The sequence below is a fragment of the Brachyspira sp. SAP_772 genome (genome assembly GCF_009755885.1).
Taxonomy (GTDB): domain Bacteria; phylum Spirochaetota; class Brachyspiria; order Brachyspirales; family Brachyspiraceae; genus Brachyspira.
In genome coordinates this window covers 1-562 of sequence record NZ_VYIX01000330.1, presented here as the reverse complement: position 1 = coordinate 562, position 562 = coordinate 1, and the positions used below count along the sequence as shown (strand labels likewise).

At 34.4% G+C, this 562-nt stretch carries 1 protein-coding gene; it reads right to left on the bottom strand.

Annotated features, from left to right (window positions below; translation table 11 throughout):
- On the bottom strand, positions 1–562 hold a 562-nt coding region (locus GQX97_RS14335), incomplete at both ends, for a M55 family metallopeptidase (RefSeq protein WP_198391277.1).

Genomic DNA, 562 nt, shown 5'->3' with positions numbered 1-562 from the left:
AACCTTTTTAGCATTAGGATARAATGACATCTTGTAAGCATAGCCATGTTCTTTATAAGTTACTTCAAGCTTAAAAGTCTTTGGAAGTTTTAAACATTTCAAATCTTGCTTTAAAGCTTCTTCAGTTTTTTCTTTAATAGTTTTAATCATAAGATTAGGAGAATAGTTAATAGTAGCATAACCAGCACCCTCTTTTACAGCAACTGTTATTAAACTAGGGTGATTAGGGTCCATATTGTTAGCATCATCGCAAAGACCTTTATCACCAGACAAAAATACTGAAGGCACATTTCTATAAGCTGCAGCATAACTAAAAAACATAAACTCGCTTGCTACAACATCATTTAATTTTATACTAAAAACTTTAGCATTGCTCATAGTATGCGATAAAGGATTGCTTCCGCTTGTAGCAGGACTATGATAGCCTATAAACATAGCAGCATCAAAACTCTCATCTATACCCTCAACCATAGAATAAGGGTCTCCGCTCCATCTTCTATGCACTTTTACAATATCAGGCAAAGCAGTTTGGTCTATGTTCATGGCAGAATCATGAGCATCT